Annotated in this window: 24 protein-coding genes and 1 tRNA gene; 12 read left to right on the top strand and 13 right to left on the bottom strand. The window is 67.0% G+C overall.

What is annotated here, in order from left to right:
• Window positions 1-96: 96 nt before the first annotated feature.
• The 9 genes from CRT60_RS31025 (at window position 97) to CRT60_RS30980 (ending at window position 11,130) form a co-directional block, all read left to right on the top strand.
• A complete protein-coding gene (locus CRT60_RS31025; protein WP_204562110.1) occupies window positions 97-666 on the top strand; it encodes a TRAP transporter small permease in 570 nt (189 codons plus the stop codon).
• On the top strand, window positions 663-1,961 hold the full coding sequence (locus CRT60_RS31020; protein WP_098740275.1) for a TRAP transporter large permease: 1,299 nt from the start codon (window positions 663-665) through the stop codon (window positions 1,959-1,961). Before CRT60_RS31025 ends, CRT60_RS31020 begins: the two co-directional genes overlap by 4 nt.
• A 174-nt stretch (window positions 1,962-2,135) precedes the next feature.
• Window positions 2,136-4,187 (top strand): molybdopterin oxidoreductase family protein, encoded by a 2,052-nt coding sequence (locus CRT60_RS31015; RefSeq protein ID WP_098740274.1) that lies wholly within the window; start codon window positions 2,136-2,138, stop codon window positions 4,185-4,187.
• 119 nt (window positions 4,188-4,306) lie between these two features.
• Window positions 4,307-6,103, top strand: a complete 1,797-nt coding sequence (gene recJ, locus CRT60_RS31010; RefSeq protein WP_098740273.1) for a single-stranded-DNA-specific exonuclease RecJ — start codon at window positions 4,307-4,309, stop codon at window positions 6,101-6,103.
• Window positions 6,104-6,211: 108 nt separating this feature from the next.
• Window positions 6,212-6,287, top strand: a tRNA-Glu gene (locus tag CRT60_RS31005).
• Between the two features lie 143 nt (window positions 6,288-6,430).
• Window positions 6,431-7,459 carry a tRNA dihydrouridine(20/20a) synthase DusA gene (gene dusA / locus CRT60_RS31000; protein WP_098741114.1) on the top strand — a complete coding sequence of 343 codons (1,029 nt, stop codon included), beginning with the start codon at window positions 6,431-6,433 and terminating at the stop codon, window positions 7,457-7,459.
• Window positions 7,460-7,644: 185 nt separating this feature from the next.
• Window positions 7,645-9,066 carry a threonine synthase gene (gene thrC, locus CRT60_RS30995; protein ID WP_098740272.1) on the top strand — a complete coding sequence of 474 codons (1,422 nt, stop codon included), beginning with the start codon at window positions 7,645-7,647 and terminating at the stop codon, window positions 9,064-9,066.
• Window positions 9,063-10,322 (top strand): M16 family metallopeptidase, encoded by a 1,260-nt coding sequence (locus CRT60_RS30990; RefSeq protein WP_098740271.1) that lies wholly within the window; start codon window positions 9,063-9,065, stop codon window positions 10,320-10,322. Before thrC ends, CRT60_RS30990 begins: the two co-directional genes overlap by 4 nt.
• A 217-nt stretch (window positions 10,323-10,539) precedes the next feature.
• On the top strand, window positions 10,540-11,130 hold the full coding sequence (locus CRT60_RS30980) for a GNAT family N-acetyltransferase (protein ID WP_098740270.1): 591 nt from the start codon (window positions 10,540-10,542) through the stop codon (window positions 11,128-11,130).
• Window positions 11,131-11,163: 33 nt separating this feature from the next.
• On the opposite strand, the gene CRT60_RS30975 is transcribed toward CRT60_RS30980, so the two are convergent.
• The 6 genes from CRT60_RS30975 to efp all read right to left on the bottom strand — a co-directional run bounded on the left by CRT60_RS30975 (window position 11,164) and on the right by efp (window position 17,049).
• Window positions 11,164-11,955, bottom strand: a complete 792-nt coding sequence (locus CRT60_RS30975) for a putative phage abortive infection protein (protein ID WP_098740269.1) — start codon at window positions 11,953-11,955, stop codon at window positions 11,164-11,166.
• A gap of 57 nt (window positions 11,956-12,012) precedes the next feature.
• A complete protein-coding gene (locus CRT60_RS30970) occupies window positions 12,013-13,407 on the bottom strand; it encodes a peptidoglycan -binding protein (protein ID WP_098740268.1) in 1,395 nt (464 codons plus the stop codon).
• 36 nt (window positions 13,408-13,443) lie between these two features.
• Complete coding sequence (locus CRT60_RS30965; protein ID WP_098740267.1) at window positions 13,444-14,637, bottom strand: DNA repair protein RecN; 1,194 nt, start codon at window positions 14,635-14,637, stop codon at window positions 13,444-13,446.
• 51 nt (window positions 14,638-14,688) lie between these two features.
• Window positions 14,689-15,468, bottom strand: a complete 780-nt coding sequence (locus CRT60_RS30960; RefSeq protein WP_098740266.1) for an OmpA family protein — start codon at window positions 15,466-15,468, stop codon at window positions 14,689-14,691.
• A gap of 115 nt (window positions 15,469-15,583) precedes the next feature.
• Window positions 15,584-16,381: an inositol monophosphatase family protein gene (locus CRT60_RS30955; protein WP_098740265.1), complete on the bottom strand. Its 798-nt coding sequence runs from the start codon at window positions 16,379-16,381 to the stop codon at window positions 15,584-15,586.
• A gap of 101 nt (window positions 16,382-16,482) precedes the next feature.
• The gene (gene efp / locus CRT60_RS30950) at window positions 16,483-17,049 is read right to left on the bottom strand and encodes an elongation factor P (protein ID WP_098740264.1); all 567 of its coding nucleotides are present in this window, start codon (window positions 17,047-17,049) and stop codon (window positions 16,483-16,485) included.
• Window positions 17,050-17,431: 382 nt separating this feature from the next.
• On the opposite strand from efp, the gene epmA reads away from it, so the two are divergent.
• Window positions 17,432-18,499, top strand: coding sequence for an EF-P lysine aminoacylase EpmA (gene epmA, locus CRT60_RS30945; RefSeq protein ID WP_098740263.1), 1,068 nt, complete (start codon window positions 17,432-17,434; stop codon window positions 18,497-18,499).
• 150 nt (window positions 18,500-18,649) lie between these two features.
• Here the strand turns inward: epmA and CRT60_RS30940 are convergent, their stop codons facing one another.
• From CRT60_RS30940 to CRT60_RS30915, 6 genes are all read right to left on the bottom strand, one after another.
• A complete protein-coding gene (locus CRT60_RS30940) occupies window positions 18,650-19,978 on the bottom strand; it encodes an OmpP1/FadL family transporter (protein WP_098740262.1) in 1,329 nt (442 codons plus the stop codon).
• Between the two features lie 269 nt (window positions 19,979-20,247).
• Complete coding sequence (locus CRT60_RS30935) at window positions 20,248-21,054, bottom strand: TSUP family transporter (protein ID WP_098740261.1); 807 nt, start codon at window positions 21,052-21,054, stop codon at window positions 20,248-20,250.
• 145 nt (window positions 21,055-21,199) lie between these two features.
• Complete coding sequence (gene thiE, locus CRT60_RS30930) at window positions 21,200-21,871, bottom strand: thiamine phosphate synthase (protein WP_098740260.1); 672 nt, start codon at window positions 21,869-21,871, stop codon at window positions 21,200-21,202.
• Between the two features lie 3 nt (window positions 21,872-21,874).
• Window positions 21,875-22,804, bottom strand: coding sequence for a class I fructose-bisphosphate aldolase (locus CRT60_RS30925; RefSeq protein ID WP_098740259.1), 930 nt, complete (start codon window positions 22,802-22,804; stop codon window positions 21,875-21,877).
• A gap of 167 nt (window positions 22,805-22,971) precedes the next feature.
• A complete protein-coding gene (locus CRT60_RS30920; RefSeq protein ID WP_244592856.1) occupies window positions 22,972-23,208 on the bottom strand; it encodes a hypothetical protein in 237 nt (78 codons plus the stop codon).
• 110 nt (window positions 23,209-23,318) lie between these two features.
• Window positions 23,319-23,768 carry a hypothetical protein gene (locus tag CRT60_RS30915; protein WP_098740257.1) on the bottom strand — a complete coding sequence of 150 codons (450 nt, stop codon included), beginning with the start codon at window positions 23,766-23,768 and terminating at the stop codon, window positions 23,319-23,321.
• Window positions 23,769-23,987: 219 nt separating this feature from the next.
• On the opposite strand from CRT60_RS30915, the gene CRT60_RS30910 reads away from it, so the two are divergent.
• Window positions 23,988-24,332 carry a type II toxin-antitoxin system HicB family antitoxin gene (locus CRT60_RS30910; protein WP_098740256.1) on the top strand — a complete coding sequence of 115 codons (345 nt, stop codon included), beginning with the start codon at window positions 23,988-23,990 and terminating at the stop codon, window positions 24,330-24,332.
• Between the two features lie 162 nt (window positions 24,333-24,494).
• The gene (locus CRT60_RS30905) at window positions 24,495-26,183 is read left to right on the top strand and encodes a methyl-accepting chemotaxis protein (protein ID WP_167421837.1); all 1,689 of its coding nucleotides are present in this window, start codon (window positions 24,495-24,497) and stop codon (window positions 26,181-26,183) included.
• Window positions 26,184-26,252: 69 nt separating this feature from the next.
• Here CRT60_RS30905 and CRT60_RS30900 read toward each other — a convergent pair.
• On the bottom strand, window positions 26,253-26,902 hold a 650-nt coding region (locus tag CRT60_RS30900; protein WP_143273444.1), incomplete at its 5' end, for a type I glyceraldehyde-3-phosphate dehydrogenase.

The following is a 26,902-nucleotide window of genomic DNA, read 5'->3' as shown; positions in this document are numbered from 1 at the left end:
GGTCCCCTCCCTCTCCCCGGGGGAGAGAGGGCTGGTCGCGGTTGCAGAATATATGTGAATCCAAATCATCTCCGCCGACCGGGAGATCCCCCCGACATGCTTATGAAAATCCTCGACCGGCTAGAGGAGACGCTGATCGCGTCGCTCATGGCCGGGGCGACGCTCGTCATCTTCGCGTCCGTCGTCCACCGCTATTTCTCCGGCGTTCCCGTCATCCAGGACTATGTGCTGCACTGGAACCTCGCCTGGGCGCAGGAGCTGTGCATCTACATGTTCGTGTGGATGGCCAAGTTCGGTGCCGCCTATGGCGTGCGCACCGGCATCCATGTGGGCGTCGACGTCATCATCAACCGGATGGAGCCGCACCTGCGCAGCAAATTCGTGCTGTTCGGGCTGGGTGCCGGCGCGCTGTTCACCCTCATCGTCGGGTCGCTCGGCGCGCGCTTCGTCTACCACATCTCCGAGACCGAGCAGGTGTCGGCCGATCTGGAATGGCCGATGTGGATCATCTATCTGGCGGTGCCGCTCGGCTCCTACCTGATGTGCTTCCGCTTCCTCCAGGTCGCCTGGACCTTCATCCGCACCGGTGAACTGCCCCACCACGACCATGCCCAGGTCGACGGCATCGACCCGGTCGAAGCCGCCAAGGAAGGAGGCCCGGCATGAACGCCGCCATCATCTTCGGGCTGCTGCTGGCCCTCATGCTCACCGGCATGCCGATCTCCATCTCGCTCGGCCTGACGGTTCTGTCCTTCCTGTTCTTCATGACCGACGTGCCGATCGACGCCGTGGCCCTGAAGCTGTTCACCGGCATCGAGAAGTTCGAGATCATGGCGATCCCGTTCTTCATCCTGGCCGGCAACTTCCTGACCCATGGCGGCGTTGCGCGCCGCATGATCAACTTCGCCACCTCGATGGTCGGCCACTGGCACGGCGGCCTCGGCCTTGCCGGCGTGATGGCCTGCGCGCTGTTCGCGGCGGTGTCGGGCTCCAGCCCGGCCACGGTGGTCGCCATCGGCTCGATCATCCTGCCGGCCATGGTGGCGCAGGGCTTCCCGAAGAATTTCGGCGCCGGCATCGTCACCACCTCGGGCGCGCTCGGCATCCTGATCCCGCCGTCCATCGTGATGGTGATGTACTGCGTCGCCACCACCGGCCATCCGCAGGCCGCCTCCATCGGCCAGATGTTCATCGCCGGCGTGGTGCCGGGCATCATGCTGGCCTGCTTCCTCGGCTTCACCACCTGGTACCGCGCCCGCAAGTTCGGCTATCCGCGCCTGCCCAAGGCCAGCCTCAAGCAGCGCATGCATGCCCTGCGCGAGAGCTTCTGGGGCCTGCTGCTGATCATTGTCGTCATGGGCGGCATCTACAGCGGCATCTTCACCCCGACCGAGGCGGCGGCGATGGCCGCGGTCTATGCCTTCGTCGTCGCGGTCTTCGTCTACAAGGACATGCCGCTCCGCCGCGTGCCGAAGGTGCTGCTGGACAGCGCCAGCATGTCGGCGATGCTGCTCTATATCATCACCAACGCGGTGCTCTTCTCCTTCCTGATGACGTCGGAGCAGATCCCGCAGAACATGGCGGCCTGGATCCTCGACCAGAACATGGGCGTGTGGGTCTTCCTGCTGGTGGTGAACATCATCCTGCTGGCCGCCGGCAACTTCATGGAGCCGTCGTCCATCGTCCTGATCATGGCGCCGATCCTGTTCCCGGTCGCCATGAAGCTGGGCATCGACCCGGTGCATTTCGGCATCCTGATCATCGTGAACATGGAAGTCGGCATGTGCCACCCGCCGGTGGGCCTGAACCTCTACGTCGCCTCGGGCATCACCAAGATGGGCATCACCGAGCTGACGGTGGCGGTGTGGCCGTGGCTGCTGACGATGCTGATCTTCCTCGGCCTCATCACCTATGTCCCGGCGATCACGCTGTGGTTCCCGCGCCTGCTCGGCTTCATGTAAAGCCGCAAGTCGTCAGGGGGTTCTCTCGCTAAAATCGGCAGGGGCCGCGAAGTCCGGACAAGGGATTTCGCGGCCCCGCTTTTTTGTACCCATACATTGTTGCGGATTGAAGCCGGCGCGCGGCAGGGCCTAAACTTCGGCCTTCCCCGCCGCCAGCCAGACCAGAGGTTAGCCTTGTCGGCCCAGTTCCTGCCCACCGCCTGTCCGCACGATTGCCCCAGCACCTGCGCGCTGGAGGTGGAACGCCTCGCCCCCGACCGCATCGGCAAGGTGCGTGGCGCCGCCGAGAACAGCTACACCGCCGGCGTCATCTGCGCGAAGGTCAGCCGCTATGCCGAGCGCGTGCATGCGCCGGACCGGCTGAAGACCCCGCTGCTGCGCAGCGGCCCCAAGGGCTCCGGCCAGTGGACGGAAATCGGCTGGGACGAGGCGCTGGACCGCATCGCCGACGCCTTCCTGACCGCCGAACGCACCTATGGTGCGGAAGCCGTCTGGCCCTATTTCTATGCCGGCACCATGGGCCTGGTGCAGCGCGGCGGCATCCAGCGCCTGCGCCATGCCAAGGGCTATTCGCGCCAGACCAGCACGGTGTGCGACACGCCGGCCAACATGGGCTGGCTCGCCGGCTATGGCGACATCCGCGGCGCCGACCCGCGCGAGATGGCGGAGAGCGACCTGATCGTCAACTGGGGCGGCAACCCGGTGGCAACCCAGGTCAACGTGATGACCCATGTCAGCCGCGCCCGCAAAGGCCGCGGCGCCAAGCTGGTCACCATCGACCCCTATCGCACCGGCACCGCCGAGGTCTCCGACCTGCACCTGATGCTGCGGCCGGGCACCGACGGAGCGCTGGCCTGCGCGGTGATGCATGTGCTGTTCCGCGACGGTTATGCCGACCGCGCCTATCTCGACCGTCTCGCCGGCGACACCGCGGCGCTGGAGGCGCATCTCGCCAGCCGCACCCCCGAATGGGCAGCATCGATCACCGGCCTGACCGTAGCGGAGATCGAGGAGTTCGCCCGCCTCTACGGCACCACCAAGCGGTCCTACCTGCGCGTCGGCTACGGCCTGTCGCGCGCCCACAACGGGGCGGCGCAGGTCCATGCCGTTTCCTGCCTGCCGGTGGTCACCGGCGCTTGGCAGCACAAGGGCGGCGGCGCGCTCTACTGCTCGTCGGGCATCTACAAGCTGGACAAGACCCTGTCGGAGGGGCTGGACCGCCTCGACAAGTCGGTGCGCAGCTTCGACCAGTCGCGCATCGGCGCGGTGCTGACCGGCGACCCGCGCGACCTGACCAGCGGCCCGCCGGTGACGGCGATGCTGATCCAGAACACCAACCCGGTGACGATCTGCCCGGATTCCAACCGCGTCCGCCAGGGCTTCCTGCGCGAGGATCTGTTCGTGGCGGTGCATGAGCAGTTCATGACCGACACGGCCAGGCTGGCCGATCTGGTGATCCCCGCCACCACCTTCCTGGAGCATGACGACATCTACCGCGGCGGCGGCCAGATGCACATCCTGATCGGCCGCAAGGTGATCGAGCCGCAGTTCGAGGCGCGCGAGAACCATTGGGTGATCAGCGAACTCGCCCGCCGCGTCGGCGCCGAGCATCCGGGTTTCGGCATGACCGCGCTGGAGATCATCGACGCCATGCTGAAGGCGTCCGATCTCGGCGACGCGGCGACCCTGACCGCCGACCGCTGGATCGATGCCCAGCCCGATTTCGAGACCTCGCATTTCCTCAACGGCTTCGCCCATCCGGATGCCAAGTTCCGCTTCGCCCCCGACTGGGCGGCGCTCGGCCCCTATGGCGGCATGCCTGAGCTGCCCGACCATATGCCCCCCGCCCGCGACGCCGATGCGGAGCATCCGTTCCGCCTCGTCACCGCCCCGGCGCGCCAGTTCCTCAACACCTCCTTCACCGAGACGCTGACCGCCCAGAAGCGCGAAGGCCGTCCCACCGCGCTGATCCACCCGGACGACGCGGCCGGGCTGGCTCTGGCCGACGGCGACGCGGTGCGGCTGGGCAACCCGCAGGGCAGCGTGGTGGTCCATGCGAAGTCCTTCGCCGGGGTGCCGCGCGGCGTGGTGATCGTCGAGGGCATCTGGCCGAACAGCGCCTTCGTCGAGGGCATGGGCATCAACAGCCTGACTTCGCCGGAACCGGTGCCGCCGGCCGGCGGTGCGGCGTTCCACGACACCGCAGTGTGGATGCGGGCGGCTTAAAGCCGTCCAGCTCCACCTCTCCCGCACTCATCCCACCCCTGTCCATACCCACCCGTGCGCCGCGCGCCCATCTCTGCTATGGCTGTGCCCCCATCCCAGAGAGACCGTGCCGCACCGCCATGACCGAGCCCGCCGCCTTCCTCAACGTCGCCGCCTCCCTGTCCGGCAAGCGCTGGCAGGCGCGGCCCTGCGACGAGCGGCAGGCGCAGGCCCTCACCCAGGGGCGCGGGCTGCCGGAGATCGTCGGCCGGGTGCTGGCCGCCCGCGGCGTCACCGAGGACAGCTGCGAAACCTTCCTCAACCCGACGCTGAAGGCGCTGCTGCCCGATCCCTCGCGCTTCCGCGACATGGACCCCGCGGCCGAGCGCATCGCGCGGGCCATCCGCGACGGCGAGCCGGTGGCCGTCTTCGGCGACTACGACGTCGACGGCGCCACCTCCGCCGCGCTGCTGCGCCGCTTCTTCCGCGCGCTCGGCGCCGACATCCGCGTCTATGTCCCCGACCGCATCACCGAGGGCTACGGCCCCAACGCTCCGGCGCTGCTTCGCCTGAAAGGGGAGGGGGTGCGGCTGGTGGTGACGGTCGATTGCGGCATTTCCGCCTTCGCCGCTCTGGAAGCCGCCGCCGACGCCGGGCTCGATGTCGTCGTGCTCGACCATCATGCCGCCGAACCGCGCCTGCCCCCTGCCGTAGCACTGGTCAATCCCAACCGGCTTGACGAGGACGGCGCCTACCGCACGCTCTGCGCCGCCGGCGTCACCTTCATCACCATCGTCGCCATCAACCGTGTGCTTCGGCAGTCCGGCTTCTACCGCGACCGGGCGGAGCCGAACCTGATGGAATGGCTCGACATCGTGGCGCTCGGCACGGTGTGCGACGTGGTTCCGCTGACCGGGCTGAACCGCGCACTGGTGGCGCAGGGGCTGAAGGTGATGGCGCGGCGCGCCAACCCCGGCCTTGCCGCCCTGTCCGACGTGGCGGGGGTGAAGGAGAAGCCCGACGCCTACCTTGCCGGCTACGTCCTCGGTCCCCGCGTGAATGCCGGCGGCCGGGTGGGGGCGTCCGACCTCGGCGCCCGCCTGCTCTCCACCGACGATCCCATCGAGGCGATGGAACTGGCCCAGCGGCTGGAGGGCCACAACGCCGAACGCCGGACCATCGAGCAGGCGGTCCTCGACGAGGCGCTGGAGCGCGTCGCCGCCGAGGCCGGGCGCACGACCGATCTGGTGTTCGTCACCGGCGTCGGCTGGCACCCCGGCGTCATCGGCATCGTCGCCGCCCGGCTGAAGGAGCGCTACAGCCGCCCGGCCTGCGTGGTGGCGCTGGAGGAAACCGCCGACGGCACCGTCATCGGCAAGGCGTCGGGCCGTTCGGTGCGCGGCGTCGATCTCGGTGCGGCGGTGATCGCCGCCCGGCAGGAGGGGCTGCTGCTGGCCGGCGGCGGCCACCGCATGGCGGCGGGCTTCACCGTTGCCGGCGACAAGGTTGACGCGCTGCGCGACTTCCTGCACAGCCGCATCTCCGAACAGGTGGCATCCGCCCCGCTGGTGCCGACGCTGGAACTGGACGGCGCCCTGTCGGTTGGCGGCGCCAGCGTCGGGCTGGTGACGACGCTCGACAAGCTCGGGCCCTACGGCACCGGCAACGCCGAACCGCGCTTCGCCATCGCCGACGCCCGTGTTGTGCGCGCCGACGTGGTGGGCGCCAACCATGTCCGCTGCATCCTGCAAGGCAATGACGGTGCCCGGCTGAAGGCCATCGCCTTCCGCGCGCTCGACAGCGACATGGGCCAGGCCCTGCTGACCGGCCGCGGCACGCCGTTCCACCTTGCCGGCGTGTTGCGCATCGACCGCTGGAACGGTTCTGAGGGAGTCCAGCTGCTGATCGACGACGCGGCACCGGCGCGCTCGGCCTGAGCGTTGGCGGGGCGTCGGGCGGGCAGGGCGCAAAAAGTATCGGAGGATGCAAAAAAGCGCTTGCGCTCAGCGGCTCCGATCTTTAGAAAGCGCGTCACCGCGAACGACGTCCCCGTCGTCTAGAGGCCTAGGACACCGCCCTTTCACGGCGGCGACACGGGTTCGACTCCCGTCGGGGACGCCATCTTCTCCAAGGTGCGCGACAAGTTTGGAAGGCCCGGCTTTATCGCCGGGCCTTTTGCTTTTGGCGGAATTTGCGCCCGGCGATTGCCCGCCGACGCCGTTTCGCCCATCCTGATTTTTCCGGCCGCAGCAGAGCTGACCGCGATGACCGCTCCGAACCTCGTCACCCCCGCCATCCCCCTCAGCGTCGCCCCGATGATGGACTGGACCGACCGGCATTGCCGGTACTTCCACCGTCTGCTGTCGCGTTCGACCCTGCTCTACACCGAGATGGTGACCACGGGCGCCGTGCTGCATGGCGACCGCGAGCGGCTGCTGGGCTTCGATGCGGCGGAACATCCGGTGGCCCTTCAACTCGGCGGCTCCGATCCGGCCGACCTTGCCGCCTGCGCCCGCATCGCCGAGGACTGGGGCTATGACGAGGTCAACCTGAACGTCGGCTGCCCTAGCGACCGTGTGCAGTCCGGCCGCTTCGGTGCCTGCCTGATGGCGGAGCCCGAACTGGTGGCGCGGCTGGTCGGCGCCATGCGCGAGGCGGTGTCGATCCCCGTCACCGTCAAGTCGCGCATCGCCATCGACGAGATGGAGGAGTGGCCGACGCTCGACCACTTCATCCGCACCGTCTCCGCCGCCGGCTGCACCCACTTCATCGTCCATGCCCGCAAGGCCTGGCTGAAGGGCCTCAGCCCCAAGGAGAACCGGGACATCCCGCCGCTGCGCTACGACCTCGTCCACCGGTTGAAGGCGGAGAATCCGCACCTCACCATCGCCATCAACGGCGGAATCAAGACGCTGGACGAGGCCGAGGAACATCTGGGTCTGCTCGACAGCGTGATGATCGGTCGCGCCGCCTACGAGACGCCCTATCTGCTGGCCGATGCCGACCGCCGCCTGATGGGCGGGGAGCCCGGACCCGACCGCCATGCGGTGATCGCGGCGATGCTGCCCTACATCGAGGCGCGCATGACGCGCGGCACGCCGCTGTCCTCCATCACCCGCCACATGCTGGGCCTGTTCCAGGGGCTGCCCGGCGCCCGCGCCTACCGCCGCCACATCGCCGAGAACGCCCACCGCCCCGGCGCCGGTCCGGAGGTGCTGGAACGTGCCGCCTCGCTGGTGCGCCGCCGCGGTGCGGACGAGGGCGCCGACGAGGCGGTGGGGGAGGCCGCGTGAGTGGCTCCGGCCCGGATTGAACAGTGAACACACCCCGAAAAACCGTTTCATGGTGTTTCAGGCGTTCCACCCAAGGCCGTGGAGCCGTCCCAACCGGATGGAATATGCGCCGTGCGTCCCGCACCGCTTGCGTGCGGGCGGGGTCCTCGCTAACTATGCCCACTTCATCGGACGGAGTGTAAGCGGTGCGGTACGTCAGCACGCGGGGCGCGGCCCCGGTCTTGGGTTTCGAAGACGTCCTTCTTGCCGGGCTGGCGCGCGACGGCGGCCTCTATGTGCCGGAGACCTGGCCGCAGTTCACGGCCGACGACATCCGCGCCATGCGCGGGCTGCCCTACAGCGAGATCGCCGTCCGGGTGATGCTGCCCTTCCTGGGCGGCTCCATCGCCGAGGACGAGTTCCGCGCCATCGTCCGTGACGCCTATGCCAGCTTCGACCATGCCGCGGTGACCCCGCTGGTGCAGGTCGACCCGACCACCTGGGTGCTGGAGCTGTTCCACGGCCCGACGCTGGCATTCAAGGACGTGGCGCTGCAACTGCTCGGCCGCCTGTTCGACCATGTGCTGACCAAGCGCGGGCAGCGGGTGACCATCGTCGGCGCCACCTCCGGCGACACCGGATCGGCCGCCATCGAGGCCTGCCGCGACCGCCAGAACGTCGACATCTTCATCCTGCATCCCAAGGGCCGCACGTCAGAGGTGCAGCGCCGGCAGATGACCAGCGTGCTGTCGTCCAACGTCCACAACATCGCGCTGGACGGCACCTTCGACGATTGCCAGGATCTCGTGAAGGCGATGTTCAACGACGGCGCCTTCCGCGACCGGATGGGGCTGTCGGCGGTGAACTCGATCAACTGGGCCCGCATCATGGCCCAGATCGTCTATTACTTCACTGCTGCGGTGGCGCTGGGCGCCCCGGACCGCAAGCTCGCCTTCACCGTGCCGACCGGCAATTTCGGCAACGTCTATGCCGCCTACGGCGCCCGCTCCATGGGGCTGCCGATGGAGACGCTGGTGGTGGGATCCAACAGCAACGACATCCTGGCGCGCTTTTTCGCCAGTGGGAGCATGGTCGCGGCGCCCGTCGTGCCTACCTTGTCTCCCAGCATGGACATCCAGATCTCTTCCAACTTCGAACGGCTGCTGTTCGACCTGCTCGACCGCGACGGCACCGCCGTGACGGACGCGCTGAACCGCTTCCGCACCGAGGGCAAGTTCGCGGTGACCGACGCGCAGCTCGCCCGCGCGCTGGCCATCTTCTCCGGCCACCGGGTGGACGAGGCCGCCACCATGGCGACCATCGCCGAGGTGTGGAAGGACAGCCTCTATCTGCTCGACCCGCACACGGCGGTCGGCATCGGGGCGGCGAAGGCGGCGGTTGCCGCCGGCCGGGTCGATCCGTCCGTTCCCATGGTGGTTCTCGCCACCGCCCATCCCGCCAAGTTCCCCGACGCGGTGGAAAAGGCGACCGGCCGCCGGCCGGACCTGCCGCCGCGCCTGTCCGATCTTTATGTGCGCGAGGAGCGCCTGTCCGACCTGCCGAACGATCTGGCGGCGGTCCAGGACTTCGTCACCAAGCGCGCCCGCGCCGCCCAGGAGGCCGCATGAGTTCCATTCGTGTGACGACGTTGCCCAACGGGCTTCGCGTCGCGACCGACACCATGCCCGACGTGCAGTCCGTTTCGCTCGGCTGCTGGGTCGGGGTTGGCACCCGCAACGAGGCGGCGAGCGTCAACGGCGTCGCCCATCTCGTCGAGCATATGCTGTTCAAGGGCACCAGCCGCCGTTCGGCCTTCCGCATCTCCGAGGAGATCGAGAATGTCGGCGGGCAGCTGAACGCCTACACCACCCGCGAGCAGACCGCCTATTACGCCAAGGTCCTGCACGAGGATGCGCCGCTGGCGCTCGACATCCTGTCCGACATGATCCAGCACTCCACGCTGGACGCCGAGGAGCTGGTGCGCGAGCGCACGGTGGTGTTGCAGGAGATCGGCCAGAGCGCCGACACGCCCGACGACATCATCTTCGACCATTTCCAGTCCACCGCCTATCCGGGGCAGGCCATCGGCCGTCCGGTGCTGGGCTCGGCCGAGATCGTAGGATCTCTGCCGCGCGAGGCGCTGGTCGACTACATAGCCGGCCATTACGGTGCCCCCGGCATGGTGCTGAGCGCCGCCGGCCGGATCGAGCATGACCGGATGGTTGACCTCGCGTTCAAGGCGTTTGGCGACCTGCCGAGCGGCGCTCCGCCCAAGCCGGAAACCGCCCGCTACACCGGCGGTGACTTCCGCGAGGACCGCGACCTGGAGCAGATGCACCTCGTGCTCGGCTTCGACGGGGTTGGGGTGCACGATCCGGACTTCTACGCCCATTCGGTCCTCTCGACCCTGCTCGGCGGCGGCATGTCGTCGCGCCTGTTCCAGGAGGTGCGGGAGAAGCGCGGGCTGGTCTATTCCATCTACACCTTCACCGGCGGCTACCATGACGGCGGCCTGTTCGGCGTCTATGCCGGCACCGGCGAGGACGAGGTGGCGGAACTGGTCCCCGTCGTCTGCGACGAGATCGCCAAGGTCGGCGCCGACGTCACCGAGGACGAGGTCGCCCGCGCCCGCGCCCAGTTGAAGGCCGGCACGCTGATGGCGCTGGAAAGCACCATGTCGCGCTGCGAGCAGTTGGGCCAGCAGGTCCTGATCTACGACCGCCCGGTTCCGGTGGAAGAGATCGTGGCGAAGATCGATGGCGTCGACCGCGAGTCCGTGGTCAAGGCGGCATCCCGCCTGCGCGCCAGCCGTCCGACCGTCGCCGCTCTCGGTCCCATCGCCAAGCTGGAAAGCTACGACCGCATCGCGGAGCGTCTCGCCTGACGATGAAGACGGTGGCGGCCACTCCTCTCCCCCCGCAGTTTTCCCCCTCTCCCCCCCGCTCACGCGCAAACGGAGTTTGCGCTGACGCGGCAGGCGGACCTCCGGTCCGCCGAAAGCGGGGAGAGGGACGGGGTGAGGGGGATGCACTGCGTGGATGGACCGGGATGCGGATCCCTCTTCTCCTGAGAGAAGGCGGGAGAGGAAGGGTGATCGCTCAATGATCCGCCTTCTCGGCAGCGGCTTCATCAGCCCTCCCGCGATCCGGCTCGACGGACCGCATTGCTACATCCGGCCGCCCTTGCCGCGCGACTGGCGGGAGTGGGCCGATCTTCGAGCGACCTCGCGCGGATTCCTGACGCCGTGGGAACCCACCTGGCCGGCCGATGCCCTGACGCGCACCGCCTTCGCCCGGCGGCTGCGGCGGCAGGCGCAGGAATGGCGGGACGATCTCGGCTACAGCTTCCTGATCTTCGACCGGGGGACCGACGCGCTGGTCGGTGGGCTCGGCCTCACCAACATCCGCCGCGGCGTGGCGCAGATGGGGACGCTCGGCTATTGGGCCGGGCAGCCCTACGCCCGCAACGGCTATGTCTCCGGCGGCACCCGGCTGGCCCTGGAATTCGCCTTCGGCCAGCTCGGCCTGCACCGGGTCGAGGCCGCCTGCCTGCCCACCAACCTGCCGAGCCGCGGTCTGCTGGAAAAGGTCGGCTTTTCCCACGAAGGCTATGCCCGCGGTTACCTGCGCATCGACGGCGCATGGCGCGACCATGTCCTCTACGCCATCCTGCGGGAGGAGTGGCAGAGCTAACTATACAATGGCAGTTGAAGAAATTTATTTAATTTATTCATCTCGCCCTTGAAACGCGCGCATATCAAAAAACTTCAGTAATATCCGCTTTCGTCTGCTGTGTTCCGGTAGATACTTTAGCATTCTAAATTCCGTAATCAGATCTTGAAAATCTTTTGAAACAGGAGTTAAGGCGTTAAGCCCAATTAGCGCTAGCTCGTAGCTGGTAAGCTGACTTCTCAGTAAATTTGAGTAAAATATCTTATCATCAATGGACAAGACGCTGTCGTTTTTGATCTTGGATAAGATTGTGTATATCAGGCGGAAGTAGGGCCCGAAATTATTCTCATAGTGTTTGTGAACGTGCGCGTAATATATTTGTCCTGCATATTCTTTGCTCCACTCTGATTCTAATTTTCTCTCAAGCCAATATGATGATTCGTCCCAAGCCGCTTTAAAGGCGGAATGACCAGTTTGGGTTAAATTGTTGAAATTCCTGCTTTTAGCTTTGTATTGATCACTAAAGCGGAAATTAACTTCTTCTCGACTCTCTCTCAGAAAGGTGAGTAACTGAAAATAAGACGCATCAAATCTTTGTTTGTGTTGTTCGTCTCTGCTGATTTTGTTCTGATTTTGTTGGAGGATGAGGGTTATTAAAACAGCAGAAAATCCGAATCCTGAGAAGAGTGTATTAAGAGCGCCGAAACTATCTCCCCATTGACCAAGTTTGTCGATTTTCCAATCTACGAAACTTGAAAAATAAGGAAGGATCAATCTAAGAAATGACCATGCCAACCAAAGAGACATCGCCGAAAAGAAAATTGCTGCAATAGTAATCTTCTTCATCTTCTCATCCTCAATAATCTCGATAGGTAAATTAATGAATGTGCTTTTTCAATTTTTCTAGCGCTGGTCCAGCTTGATCTCGATGCGGCGATTCTTCGCCAGCGCCTCGTCCGAGGTGCCGGGGTCGATGGGCTGGAACTCGCCGAAGGCGGCGGCAGCCAGCCGCTCCGCCGGGATGCCCTGGTCGATCAGGAACTTGACCACCGACAGCGCGCGGGCCGAAGACAGTTCCCAGTTGGAGGCGAACTGGAAACGCACCGGCTTGATGTCGGTATGTCCATCCACTCGCAGGACCCAGTTGATGTCGGAGGGGATCGCCTTGCCGATCTCGATCAGGGTGCGGGCGAGATCAGCCAAGCGCTGCTTGCCGGCCTCCTCCAGCGTGGCCGATCCGGACGGGAACAGCAGTTCCGACTGGAAGACGAAGCGGTCACCGACGATCCGCACGTCCGGCCGGCTGCCCAGCGCCTCGCGGACGCGGCCGAAGAACTCCGACTTGTAGCGGGCGAGGTCCTGGACCTTGGCGGCGAGCGCCTGATTGAGCCGGGCGCCCAGTTCGGCGATCTGCACCTTCTGCTCCGCCGACGCCTTCTCCGACGTCTCCAGCGCCGCCCCGATGCGGGCGAGCTGGTCGCGGAGCGCCAGAAGCTGCTGGTTCAGCAGGTCGATCTGCTGCTTGCTCTTGGTGCCTTCCGCCTGCTCGCCGGTCAGGGAAGCCATCAGGTCGCGGATGCGCAGGTCACGCTGATCCAGATCCTTCTGGGCCTGGGTACGGCTGCCGGCCAGCTGCGACTCCAGCCCCTTCAGGCGGATGTCACGCTGGTCGATCTCCTTCTGCGCCAGCATCGTCTTCTCGGTGGCCGACGCCAGTTCCGATTCCAGGGCCTTGGCCCGGTCGCGGGTGGTGCCGAGTTCGGCCAGCAGGGCTTGGCGCTGCTGTTCGGTCAGCTTGGTCGCGGCCATGGCGGCGGCCAGCTCGCCCTCCAGCTTCTGCCGGGCGTCGCGCAGGGCCTTGATGTCGGCCTGGAGGCTGAGGATCTCCTTCAGCTTCAAGTCGAGCGATTCGCGGTCGACGCGGACATTGCGCTGGAGTTCCTCCAGCGTGCGGGCGGTGCGGTCGCGGTCCTCCTGAACCTGGCTCAGCTTCAGGGTCATGTCGTCGCGGGTTGTGACCGAGGTCTGAAGCTCGGTCGACAGCTGGGTGATATTGACGCGCAGGTCGGCGTTGGCGTCGCGCTCCATCGCCAGCAGGTCGTTCATCTCCGCGATCTTGTGGTTGAGCGCGGTCAGCTGCTCGTCACGGCCGGTCAGGGCGGTGGCGAGATAGAACTGCGCCACGACGAAGACCATCAGCAGGAAGATGACGACCATCACCAGCGACGACAGGGCGTCGACCCAGCCGGGCCATGCGCTGGCGTCGCGGTGGCCGTTGCGGCGGCTGATGCTGGCCATGGGAACTCCCGGCGTTGGCCTATGGTGGTCTGGGTATCAGCGCGGCTGCTGGTCGGCTTCTTCGGCGAGTGCGGCGATGGTGCGGGCCAGCAGCTTGATCTCGCTGCGGATCTCCTGCACCGCCTGGACCCGGCCGTTGGAGGATTCCTCGACGATGCGGGCGAGGTAGATGTCCATGTTGCGCAGATGCTGGCGCGAGGCGTCGTCGAAGCCTGCGCCGGAATTCTCCGCCAGCCGGTCGAGCAGCCCTTTCACCTCCAGCTGGTTCTCGCCAAGGCGCAGGAGAAGCTGCTGCTCGGCCCGCATATGGTCGGTCAGGCTGGACAGCCGCTCGGTCAGCGCCATCAGGTTGGCGTTGGCGGCGCGGCGACCCTCTTCGGCGGTGGCGACGGTGCGCTGGAGCGAATCGAGGTTCTCGGCGGTCTGCTCCAGCAGGGCGGTCAGATAGGCCGATGCGGCGTGGTCACCCGACTCGAGCCCGCCGGCAGCCCCGCTCGACAGGCGGGTGGCGCTGGACAGCCAGTCCTCCAGATCCTGGAAGAAGCGGTTGTGGGCCTGGCTGGCCTGGAGTTCGAGGAAACCCAGCACCAGCGATCCGGCCAGACCGAACAGCGAGGAGGAGAAGGCGGTGCCCATGCCGACCAGCGGCGCTTCCAGCCCCTGTTGCAGCCGGGAGAACATGCTGCCGACGTCGCCGCCCTGCACCGACAGGCTGCCGATGACGCCGCCGACCGACTGCACGGTGTGCAGCAGCCCCCAGAAGGTGCCGAGCAGGCCGAGGAAGATCAGCAGGCCGATCAGATAGCGCGACAGCTCCCGCGATTCGTCGAGGCGCGACGCGATGCCGTCCAGCATCGAGCGCATCGACAGGGCCGACAGGGTCAGCCGGCCGCGCCGCTCGCCCAGCATGCGCGCCATCGGCGCCAGCAGCACCGGCTCCTGCAGGGAGGCCGGGGCGACGCCGCTCTGGTACTGCTCCAGCCACGCCACTTCGGGGCGGAGCATCAGGACCTGCCGGAAGATGAAGGCGATGCCGGCCAGCAAGGTCGCCAGGATGACGCCATTCAGCGGTGCGTTGTTGAGGAAGGCCGAGCGCAAGGCGGGGAACAGCAGGCCGGTCACCGCGCAGACCACGACCAGGAACAGGATCATCCGGGTCAGGAACCGCTCCGGGCGTGTCATGAGGGCGGATACCTCCTGCGGTCGGGTCGTCGGGATTATGGCGGTCATGATGCTCCGAAGGGGTATTCCGATCAGACCTCGCGCACGGTGTGGGCGCTGCTACTCGTTCAGAAAGACGGCGTCGATGCGGTCGGGAACCCCACCGCCCTCGTCCAGGCCCAACGCACGGACATCGACGCGGGTGCTGCGGATCCCGAAAGCGGTCAGCCGCTCGCGCAATGCCAGCGCCCGGGCCAGCGCCCGCTGCCGCGCCTCGCGCGCCGTATCCGGCGTGCCGCTGGCGTAGGAGCGAAGCTGGAGCCTTGCGGTGTCGCTGGCACGCAACCGCTCAACGATCCGGTCGACCACGGCGTCCGCCGCATCCGGCAGATTGGTGGCATCGGCCGCGAAGACAAGGCTCAAAACGCTCGAAGGTGGCAGGCTAGCCGCAGGAGGTGCCGCCTCCGGGGGAGGGGGTAGTGCGGCCGTGTCGGTCCGCGGTGCAGCGGGTGCCGGAGTGACGGGTGCCGGGGCGGCGGGCGTCGCCTGCGCAGCGGGCTGCTGCGGCTGGGCGGGAGCCGTGGCTGGCGGCTGGGTCTTGGCGGTGGTGGAGCGTGGGGTCTGCTGGGCCGGACCTTCGGTCAAAGCCGGCGGCGGCGGAGCTTCGAGCGGCTGCGGCAAGGTGAGGCGGGGCGGCGCCTTGACCGGCGGCGGCGTGCGCAGGCTGGGGCGCGGCGGGATCGACAGGGGAACCGCATTCTCCAGCGTCAGGCCGGCGGGCGTCGCGGCGGCATTGATGGCCGGGGCAGCCGCCGACAGGGCAGCCGGAGAGAGCGTCCAGACCGCGCACAGAGCGGCGGCGGCAAGGTGCTTGCGGTCGGCGTGTCCCCAGCGGCGCAAAACGATGTGTCCCGTTAAACCTTTGTCCCGCAAACCATAGCCTATCGATCGCTCCAGCCACAACCGCTCATCCGCCGTCTCCGTTCGGGAGGGCGGCGGACGGGCGGGCCGGGGGTCAGCCCTTGGCGCCCTTCAGCAGGCGGGCGACCGGGACCTGGAGGTGGCTGTTGGCGGCGAGCACGTTGCCGGTGAAGACCGGGTTGCGGCCGCCCTCGATCTCGCCGACGAAACCGCCGGCCTCGGTGACCATCAGCACGCCGGCCGCGCAGTCCCAGGGAGCCAGGCCGCGTTCCCAATAGGCGTCGAATCGGCCGGCGGCGGTGTAGGCGAGGTCGAGCGAGGCGGCGCCGAAGCGGCGGATGCCCGCGACCTCCTTCATCACCGCTTCCTGTTCCTTCAGGAAGGTGCCGTGGTCGCCGCGGCCCTTGAACGGGATGCCGGTGGCGATCACGCAATCCTCCAGCTTGCGGCGTTCGGACACGCGCAGGCGGGTGTGGTTGACGTAGGCGCCGGCACCCTTCTCGGTCCAGAACAGCTCGTCAATGATGGGAGCATAGATCACGCCGGCGACGATCTCGCCGTTGCGCTCGGCACCGATGGAGATCGCCCAGTGCGGCAGGCCATGCAGGAAGTTGGTGGTGCCGTCGAGCGGATCGACGATCCAGCGGGCCTCGGCATCGCTGCCCTTGGACGCGCCGCTCTCCTCCATCAGGAAGCCGAATTCGGGCCGCGCCTTCTGCAATTCCTCGCGCAGGGTGCGTTCGGCCTTCAGGTCGGCGGCGGACACGAAGTCCGCGGGCCCCTTGCGCGACACCTGGAGGTGTTCGACCTCGCCGAAGTCGCGGACGAGACCGCGCGCGGCCTTTTCGGCGGCGCGGACCATGACGTTGATGAGAGCGGAGCGGGTGGCCATGGGTGTTGGTGTACCGTTTCGTGCAGCAGGAACCAGAAAACAATACACCGGCCTCCGCGCATGGCGAAGACCGGTGATGGCAGGACGGACCTTGGAAAGGATCAGTCCTTGGCGCGCTCGACGTATTCGCCGCTGGCGGTATCGACGACGACGCGGGTCCCGGCCTCGATGTGCGGCGGAACCAGGATCGACACGCCGTTCTCCAGCTTGGCCGGCTTGTAGGACGAAGAGGCCGTCTGCCCCTTCACCACCGGGTCGGACTCGGTGATCAGGAGCGTGACCTTGCCGGGGATCTCGACGCCCAGCGGCGAGCCTTCGTGGCTCTGCACGGTGACTTCCATGCCGTCCTGGAGGAAGACGGCCGGTTCGCCGATGATGTCGCGCGGGATGGAGACCTGCTCGAAGCTTTCCTTGTCCATGAAGGTGAAGCTGTCACCTTCGGCGAAGAGGAAGGTCATCTCATGCTCGTCCAGGCGAGCGCGCTCAACGGTCTCCTGGGTGCGGAACCGCTCGATCGACTTGTTGCCGGTGCGAACGTCCTTCATTTCCAGCTGGATGAAGGCGCCGCCCTTGCCAGGCTGCACGATGGCGGTTTTGGTGATGACCCAGAGCTTACCGTTGTGCTCCAGCACATGGCCGGGGCGCATCGTGTTGGCATTGACCTTCATGGCTTACTCATGACTTCCGGAAATATGGGCGGCGCGGACCCTACCAGCTTGACCGCCCGTAGGCAACGGCGCGGAACGATAACCGCGCGCAATCCGGCCAATTGACGGGCGATTCTTCGCCAAACCGGCCCGCCGGGTTTAGAACGGCTCCAGCACTGCGACGTTTGGAACGTTTGAAACGCTTTTGCCGACCCTGTTCAGTGTTCCATCCGTCGCGACCCTGCGGCCCGGCCCTGCGGTTTGCCCCCGCGGTTTGGCGGCGATGGGCGGAGTTTATCACAGGCAGCGGCTGTGACCAATCCCGAGCCGGCTTGAGTACGCCGGCCGTGGATGCTCTGATGCGGCCGCACCCCTTTCGATTGTCCATCAAGAGCGCGCCGACATGTCCGCCTCCATCCCATCCGCCGAACTCCCCCCCTGGCATCCCGAGGCGCTGGCCCGCCGCCGCCCCTATCTGGCGGCGCGCGGCCGGGTGCTGAACGCCGTCCGCCGCGTGTTCGAGGAGCTGGCCTTCATCGAGGTCGACACGCCGGCCCTTCAGGTGTCGCCGGGGATGGAGCCGCATCTCCAGGCCTTCGCCACCGAATTGCGGGGATCGCACCCCGACGACAGCCGGCCGCTCTACCTGCACACCAGCCCGGAATTCGCCATGAAGAAGCTGCTGGTCGCGGGCCTGCCGCGGCTGTGGCAGCTGGCGCATGTCTACCGCAACGGCGAACGGTCGGGCACGCACGCGCCGGAATTCTCGATGCTGGAATGGTATCGCGCGGGCGAGGGCTATCGCACGCTGATCGACGATTGCCGGGAGCTGCTGTGCGCCGGGGCCGAGGCCGGCGGGCGGCGTCGCTTCGACTTCCGCGGCATGACCTGCGATCCCTTCGCGCCGTGGCGTATCCTGACCGTGCCCGAGGCGTTTCACGAGTATGCCGGCATCGACCTGATGGCGACCTATGACGGCAGCCACGATCCCGACCCGGCCGCCCTGGCGGCGGAGGCGGCGCGCATCGGCATCGCGCCGCATGAGGGCGACCGTTGGGAGGACATCGTCTTCCGTATCATGTTCGACCGGATCGAGCCGCATCTGGGCGAGGGCGTGCCCTGCGTGCTGACCGACTATCCGCTGTGCATGGCGGCGCTGTCGCGGCCCAAGCCGGAGGACCCGCGGCTGGCGGAGCGCTTCGAGCTGTATGCCTGCGGGCTGGAACTGGCGAACGCCTTCGGGGAATTGACCGATCCGGCGGTGCAGCGCGCCCGCTTCGAGGCGGACATGGCGCTGAAGGAACGGCTCTATGGCGAGCGCTTCCCGGTGGACGAGGATTTCCTGGCGGCGCTGGAACATGGCATGCCGCAGAGCAGCGGGATCGCCATGGGCTTCGACCGGCTGGCGATGCTGTGCAGCGGCGCCGAGAGCATCGAGCAGGTGCTGTGGCTGCCGGTCGCCGGGGTGTGAGAGGAGAATCCCCCTCTCCCCCCTGGGGAGAGGGGCGGGGAGAGGGGGACGCGCGGCATGATCTCTTCGGCTGCGCCGAACCCCCTCATCCTAACCTTCTCCCCAGGGGAGAGAAGGGATTGGCTGTTGGGCGGGAGAGGGCAAGCGTTCTTAGAACGTGAACTTCGCCTGCAGGCCGATCAGGTCGATGCTGCTTTTGTAATCGACGTTCAGGTTGCCGCGGCCGGCTTCGGGGCCGGTCAGGTCGTCGGTGAGGGCGACCGAGGTCTTCGGAATGAAGACGTGCGAGTAGGCGGCATCGACACGCAGATTGTCGGTGAGCTGATAGCCGGCACCGGCCGACAGCCAGTAGCGATTCTGCTCCGGAATGCGCGGCGTGCGGTACTCGACGTCGACCGAACCCTTGTCGAAGGCGGCGCCGGCGCGCAACGTCAGCTTGTCGGTCACCTTGTAGGAGGTGCCGAGCGCATAATACCAGCTGTCCTTCCAGTGCTCTTCCGTCACGGAGTTGAGCGCCGGGTTGGCGACGTTGACGCGCAGTTCGCGGAAGCGCGACCAGTTGGTCCATTGCACGTCGGCCATCACCGCCCAGCGGTCGTTGACCTCGTGGTACAGGCCGATTGAGGCGATGTCCGGCGTGGTCAGGTCGGCGTTGATGCTCTGGGCGGGGAGGGCGCCGGCAAGCGACGACGGCAGGCCGGTGAAGGAGATGGTGCCGGTCAGCGTGTGCTTCACCGCCGAGCGGTAGGCAAGGCCGACGCGGGTTCCCTTCACCGGCTCGATCAGGGCGCCGAGGGTGAAGCCCCAGCCCCAGTCGTCGCCGGTCATATCGCTTTTCACGTCGAGCGAACCGGGACGGCCGAGGCGGCTGGCGCCGAAGTCGGACGACTGCGACAGCTTGGCCTTCGCATATTGGACCTGGACGCCGCCGCCCAGCGTGATCATCGGGTTGATGCGGTAGGACACCGACGGCGAGAAATTGTAGGTGCGCAGGTCGGAACGGATGCCGTGATAGCGGCCGATCCAGCTGTCGCCGTAATCGGTGACCAAGCCCCAGGGGCCGTTGGCCGAGATGCCGACCTTCAGGTCGTCATCGATCGAATAGACGAAGTAGCCGGCCGGGACGATGGCATCCTGGGCGATGTCGCCGGGCGAGGCGTTGCCGCCGATCGAGGTGCCGCCCAGCCGCCGGGCGCGGTTGGCGCTGGCGCTGTCGACCTTCGACTTCACGATGACGCCGGTGGCGGTCTGCACCGCCTCGATCCCGGTCACCAGCCCCATGGTCGCCGGATTGTAGAACATCGAGCTGGCGTCGCCGTTGCCGCCGGCGGTCACGCCGGCATAGGCGGTGCCCTGGCCCGATACGCTCTGCTCCTTCAACGCAAAGCCGGCGGCGAAGGCCGTGGAGGCGGTCGCCGCGGTGACCGCAATGGCGGCGGCGGCGGTCAGCAGGCGTGTCTTGAGCGTCGTCGGAGACATTCGTTCCTTCCCCCAATTGTGTTATTGACGCAATGATACACGAACTGACGCTTACGTAAAGGGTGTCCCACCACTTTTTGTTGGCCGCACGAACAGCTTTGCGGAGCCTGACGGAAATCGGAAGGGGAAAAGACGGGCGTGCATGCGCGAACGCCGCCGGATGGGGCTAACCCCTACGGCGGCGTTCGCAAGATTGTCGACTGTCGGTGGAGATATGCAGACGCAAGGAGCGGTGGAGTCCGCCCGTCGGGCGTTGGGTCAGGCGATGGTCAGGCGACCCAGGCGGCTGCGGCGCTGAACAGCTCGCGCAGGATGTTGTGCTCGTCGGTCCAGACCAGCTTGGCGGTGATGACGATGGAGGCGACGACCAGCATCGGGCGCACGACTCGGGCGCCGTTGCGGATCACCATGTGGGCGCCGGCCTGGGCGCCGATATACTGCGCGACGCCCATCACCAGCCCGACCGTCCACAGCACATGCCCGCCGGCGATGAAGAACAGCAGCGACGCGAGGTTGCTGGTCAGGTTCAGCACCTTGGTGTGGGCGGTCGCCTTGCGCAGGTTGTAGCCAAGCAGCGAGACGAAGGCGATGGCGAAGAAGGTGCCGGTGCCCGGCCCGAAGAAACCATCGTAGAAGCCGATGCCGGTGCCGATGCTGAGCGCGAAGGCATGCTCGCCGATGCGCTGGTGGGCATCCACGTCGCCGGCCTTGGGCGACAGCAGCAGATAGAGGGCGATGCCGATCAGCAGGATCGGGATGACGTCGCGCAGGAAGCTGGGGTCGAGCATCTGCACCAGCGTGGCGCCGGCGCCGGCGCCAACGAAGGTGCAGAGGATCATTGTCCGCATCGACGCCGGATGGACCTCGCCGCGGCGGACGAACTTGATGGTGGCGGACAGCGATCCGAAGCTGGATTGCAGTTTGCCGGTCGCCAGCGCCTCGGCCGGGGACAGGCCGGCGGCCAGCAGGGCGGGGATGGTCAGCAGGCCGCCGCCGCCGGCAATCGAATCGACGAAGCCGGCCAGCAGGCCGACGGCGAACAGGATGCCCAGCGACTCGGGCGTCAGAAGGTCCATGATTGTGCGGAAACCTGCGTAGATGCACCGCCGGCGGAGCCGGCCTGTCCGTAAATCGGCGGAGCCGGCATACTATGATTCGGCGGAGCCTGCATGCTGTGTTTCAGCATGGCCGGTACACACACAGCCGGCCGGCCTCCCGATGTCAGCCGGCCGGACCGGCCAGTGCAGCCTCGATGGCGGCGTTCAGTGCCCGGACCCCGGCGCCCGGACCCTGGGGATGGCCCCAGACGGCATTGACCACGGCCAGGAAATCGGCGCCCGCGGTGACCAGCGGCGCGCAATTCTCGGCGGTGATGCCGCCGATGGCGACACAGGGAACCTCCATCAACTCCGACCACCAGCTCAGGAGATCCGGCTCGGCCTTGTATTCGGCCGTCTTGGTGGCGGTGGGGAAGAAGGCGCCGAAGGCGACATAGTCCGCCCCTTCCTCGCCGGCGATCATGGCGAGATGGCGGCTGTCGTGGCAGGTGACGCCGACGATGGCGTCGTTGCCCATGATCTTGCGGGCGTCGCGATAGGGCGTGTCGGTCTGGCCGACATGGACGCCGTCGCAGCCGGCCTCCCGCGCCAGGCGCGGATGGTCGTTCAGGATGAAGGCGACGTCACGCTCCTGCACGATGGGGCGCAGCACGTCGCAGGCGCGGCGGATGTCGTCCTCTGAGCAGTCCTTCAAGCGAAGCTGGACGCAGGCGACGTCGCCCGCATCCAGCGCTTCCGCCAGAATCGGCGCGAACGCCGCCGGCTCCAGGGCCGGCGGCGTCACGAGGTACAGTCGGCAGGCAGGTTCCGCCTGCGTCGGCTTTCCCTTGGCCAAGTGTTACTCCCGGCCCTGGTAGATCTTCATGATCCGGTCGAGCAGCTTGAGGGCATCCTCGCGCGGGCGCTGGAAGGCGTTGCGGCCGATGATCGAGCCGTTGCCGCCGCCGTCACGGATGGCGCGGGCGTCCTCGAACACCGCATCCTCGCCCTTGGTGGCGCCGCCGGAGAAGACCACGATGCGGCGGCCGTTGAAGGCGCACTGCATGATGTGCTTCACCCGCTCCGCCTGGGTGGCGATGGGGATGTTCTTCGACTCGTAGATCTTCTTGGCTTCCGGCTGCTCCAGCGTGGCCGACGGCAGCTTGACCTTGATGATGTGGGCGCCCAGCAGAGCGGCCATGTGGGCGGCATAGCCGATCACATCGATGGCCAGCTCGCCGTCCTTGGTGACGGCGCCGCCGCGCGGGTAGGACCACAGCACGGTGGCGAGGCCGTAGGACTTGGCCTCCTTCGACAGCTCGCGGAACTCCTCGTACTGGTCGTACATGCAGTCGGAGCCGGGATAGATGGTGAAGCCGATGGCCGACGCGCCGATGCGCAGGGCGTCCTGGACCGAGGCGGTCACGGCCTGGTCGGCGGCTTCCTTCTGGGTGGACAGCGAGTTGGCGCTGTTCATCTTCAGGATCAGCGGGATCGAGCCGGCGAAGGTGCCGGCGCCGGCTTCCAGCGAGCCCAGGGGAGCGGCGTAGGCGTTGCAGCCCGCGTCGATGGCCAGCTGGTAATGGTAGTGTGGGTCATAGCCGGCATCGTTCGGGCCGAAGCTGCGGGCGGGCCCGTGCTCGAAGCCCTGGTCGACCGGCAGGATCACCAGCTTGCCCGTACCGCCGAGCTTGCCTTCCATCAGGATGCGGGCGAGGTTCGCCTTGGTGCCGGGATTGTCGCTCTCGTAGTTGGCGAGAATGTCTTTGACGCGGCGCGTGAGCTTCATTGTGGCTCTTCCCCTGAGGCATTCTTGGAAATGGCGCCGTCTTAGCCCGTATTGGGCCGCTTTGCAACGGCGGGAGGGGCATAAAGCGGCCATTTGCCACGCCTGAACGGCCTAGGGCCTGCGGTCGGGGAGGGCCCTTGCGGGGGACCTGAGCCCGTCCGAAGGGGTTAGGGCAGAAGGGTTCCCGCCAGCGTGTAGAGCCCGTATCCGGCCCCGCCGAGCACCGCCCAGGACCCCACGGTCAGCCCGACCCAGACGGCGACCAGCCTGAGGCCGCGCATCTTCTCCGGCCCGGGTGCCGGCCTGTGTCCCATCCGTTCGGAGTGCCGGCCGCCGCCGGCCTGCCCCGGACGGTGGGGTTGCGCAATCGCCTGATCCGGCGTGGTTAGGGAGGTGATGCTCATGGGCTGGTCATCCGGCATCGGAGGGAGGGCGGCGTGTCACAAAAATATCCTAAGGTGACGTTACACCACCTTTGCGCGGAGAGGCTGTGCGAAAAAGCGGTAGTCGGGCCCTATCCTTCGGCCCGCGCCAGCCAGTCACGGCATAGGGCCTCCAGCCTTTCGGCGCGGTCGCTTCCCCGACTTTCGGCGGCGAGGTCGAGCAGCGGCGGGCATCGGGTCAGCAGGGTGGCGCCATGGGCCGCGGCGATTGCCGCCAGGCGGTCCGCCGCCTGCGGATGGCCGGTGAACAGCAAGGCCGGCACGCCGGCCGCCAGCGCCCCCTGCGCCTCGCCGGCCCGGTCGCCGCAGTCGAGCAGGCCGGTCGATGCCAGTCCGGGGTGGGAGCGGCGCACCCGCTCCAGCACGCCGAGCAGCCAGAGCGCTCCCCCCGCCGGCGGCGCCATCAGGGTCAGGCCGGTGCCGGCCGGCTCGGCCGCCCGCGCCGCGGCCAGCGCGTCGCCGAGGCTGCGGATCAGGATGGGCCGGGCCGGAACCGGATGGACGGGCGGTGTTGCGGTCATGGGGGGCGCCAACGGGGAAGGGGCCAAGCGGCCACTGTAGCCGGGCCTGCCGGATGGCTCAAACTCCGCAGCCGGCCCGCAGTCGTCTCCTGGCCGGTTGAGAGAATTGAGGCAGGTCAAACCCTGCGGTCGCCCTCCCGGAGTATGGTCAGTCACAGAGGGTGGGGGCCGGAGCGCCGGCGCCCGTTTCATTGGAATACCTCTCCCGGGAATGCCGCGATGATGGAATACAAGGGTTACAAGGCCCAGATCGACTTCGACAACGAAGCGGGCGTCTTCGTCGGCGAAGTCATCAACACCCACGACGGCATCACCTTTTCCGGCCGGTCTGTGGACGAGCTTCGGGAGTCTTTCCGGCGGGCGGTGGACGATTATCTCGATCTGTCCTGCGATATGGGCGGCGACGGCGAACAGCCCTTCTCCGGACGCCTCGCCATCCGCATCAACCCGATCCTGCACCGCGCCATCGCCGACTGCGCCGCGCGGGAGGGCAAGAGCCTGTCCGCCTGGATCGCCGAGTGCCTGGGCCGCGCCGCCGGGGTCACCGACGTCAAGGCCGGCTGACTTTTCGCAAAATGCGAAGCAGCTTGCTTGCCGCAATTCGCACGGATGGCGGATTGCCCCGGCGCGCCTTCGCCTTTTCGTGGCAGCCCCAAGGCTCCATCCCGTTTTGCGGGTTGGCACCGTCCTTGCTCTGTCCCCTCCATAACGACGGGGGGATAGCCTATGAGCGCACTGAAACTGACCCTGCGGGCCAAGCTGTCGGCTTTGGTCGTGCTGGCTGGCGTTGTGTCCATCGCGATGGCCGCCGCCGCTCTCTGGCTTGACCAGCGGAACATGCTGGACGAGCGCAAGGAGACCTTGCGCTCTGTCGTGCAGACCGCTCACGGATTGGCAGCTGGATACGAAACCGAAGTCAAGGCGGGGCACCTGACGCGCGAACAGGCTTTCGAGCGGTTCAAAGCCAACCTGAACACCATGTTCTACAACGGCAAAGACTATATCTTTGTCCAAAACCTGAATTATCAAACTGTCATACACCCGGTCCGGCCCGACGTCATCGGCAAAGACCAGCGCGACAACAAGGATGCCAACGGCGTTTATTTCGTCCGGTCGCTGGTCGATACCGCACGGACCAAGGGCGATGGGTTCGTGGAGTACATGTATCCCAAGCCGAACAGCGAAGTGCCGCTGCCCAAGCTCAGCTACGTCAAGATGTTCGAACCCTGGCAACTGCTGATCGGCACCGGCGTCTACATCGACGATCTGGACACCCGTTTCGCCAGCAGCCTGTGGACCATGGCGGCCATCGTCGTCGGGCTTGCCCTGCCGGTGGTGGGGCTGATCGCACTGGTCGGCAACTCGATCAGCCGGCGCATCCGCCGCCTGTCCGATGCCATGCGGGCGCTCGCCGACGGCAACCTCTCCGTCACCGTGCCGGAGACGGGGAGCGGCGACGAGCTGGGCGACATGGGCCGTGCGGTCCAGGTGTTCCGGGTCAATGCCGAGGCCAGCCGCCGGCTGGAGGCCGAACAGGCCGAAGCCGCCCGCCGGGCCGAGGAGGAAAAGCGTCAGTCGATGGACCGGCTGGCCGCAAAATTCGAAGGCACGGTGGGCGGCATGATCCGCTCCGTCTCCACCACCACCGACGCGCTGGGGCAGAAGGTGCGGGCGATGTCGCAGGCGGCGGAGCAGACCAACCAGCTGGCCGGCATCGTCGCCAGCGCCAGCGACGGCACCGCCGCCAATGTGCAGACCGTCGCCGCCGCGTCGGAAGAACTGACCGGCTCCATCGTCGAGATCGGCCGTCAGGTGTCGGAAGCCAGCCGCGTCGCCGGCGAGGCGGTCGGCATGGCGCAGGAGGCCACCGGCCGAATCAGCAGCCTGGCCGAGGCGGTCGGCCGGATCGGCACCGTGGTCGGGCTGATCAACTCCATCGCCGGCCAGACCAACCTGCTGGCGCTCAACGCCACCATCGAGGCGGCGCGGGCAGGGGAGGCCGGCAAGGGCTTCGCCGTGGTCGCGAGCGAGGTGAAGGCGCTGGCCAACCAGACGGCCAAGGCCACCGACGAGATCGGCGGCCAGATGAGCGGCATCCAGACGGTGACCGGTCAGGCGGTGACGGAGATCCAGAAGGTGGCGGCGGTGATCGAGCGGCTGAGCGGCATCGCCACGGCGATTTCCGCCGCGGTCGAGCAGCAGAACGCCGCAACCGCGGAGATCACCCGCTCGGTTCAGCAGGCCGCCGCCGGCACCGGCGAGGTGTCGACCAGCATCTCCGGCGTCACCGCCGCGTCGGACGAGAGCGGCCGCACCGCCCGCGAACTGGTCGACGCGCTCGGCAAGCTGACCAGCGAGGCCGCCGGACTGAACGCGCAGGTCGGTGACTTCCTGGCGACGGTGCGGGCGGCCTGAGGGCTTTGCATCTCAAACAGAAAAGGCGCCTTCCTTGCGGAAGGCGCCTTTTTCTTGCCGAAGCGAGGCTTACTTGGCGTTCGCCATGGCGACGGCGGTGTCGCTCATGCGGTTCGAGAAGCCCCACTCGTTGTCGTACCAGGTCATGATGCGGACGAAGTTGCCGTCGATGACCTTGGTCTCGTTCAGCGCGAAGATCGAGCTGTGCGGATCATGGTTGAAGTCGGTCGAGACCAGATCCTCGGTGTAGGCCTCCAGCACGCCCTTCAGCGGGCCGTTGGCGGCATCGGAGATCGCCTTGGTGATTTCTTCGACCGAGGTGGCGCGCTTGGACGTGAACTTGAAGTCGACGACCGACACGTTCGGGGTGGGCACGCGCATGGCGGTGCCGTCCAGCTTGCCCTTCAGCTCCGGCAGGACCTTGCCGACGGCCTTGGCCGCACCGGTCGAGGTCGGGATCATGTTCAGGGCTGCGGCGCGGGCGCGGTGCAGGTCCTTGTGGTTGGTGTCGACGATCCGCTGGTCACCCGTGTAGGAGTGGATCGTCGTCATGAAGCCCTTTTCGATGCCGACGAGGTTGTTCAGCACGAAGGCCACCGGGGCCAAGCAGTTGGTGGTGCAGGACGCGTTCGAGACGATCCGGTGCTCGGCGGTCAGCTTGTCGTGGTTGACGCCGTAGACGACGGTGATGTCCTCGTCGGTGGCCGGGGCCGAGATCA

The sequence above is a fragment of the Azospirillum palustre genome, from assembly GCF_002573965.1.
Classification (GTDB): Bacteria; Pseudomonadota; Alphaproteobacteria; order Azospirillales; family Azospirillaceae; genus Azospirillum; species Azospirillum palustre.
The sequence above is the reverse complement of the archived record's forward strand: the minus strand, read 5'-3'. Positions and strand labels throughout refer to the sequence as shown.